This window comes from Alkalibacterium sp. s-m-28, assembly GCF_054658175.1.
Genome location: NZ_BAAGIQ010000527.1, coordinates 1 through 217 on the forward strand (window position 1 = coordinate 1; position 217 = coordinate 217).

Annotated in this window: 1 pseudogene; it reads left to right on the top strand. The window is 35.0% G+C overall.

What is annotated here, in order from left to right:
• Positions 1 to 217: pseudogene (locus ACYQ4S_RS13125) on the top strand (IS4 family transposase); the annotation flags it as partial.

Here is a 217-nt window from a genome sequence, read left to right on the forward strand (position 1 = left end):
TACATTTCTTTAGAAACATTAAGTGAATCGTCTCGACAGGCTATCGGTCAGTTTGATCGCTATTCAAAAAAATTAACGTTTAAGAAAGTACTGAAACTCTTTCTCTATGCGATTAATGATGAAACCGATAGCCTACGGCATTTGGATCAACAGTTGGTCAACCCAAACTTAAAAAAAGTGATTGATATTGAGTCCATTAGCTATTCTCAATTATCCC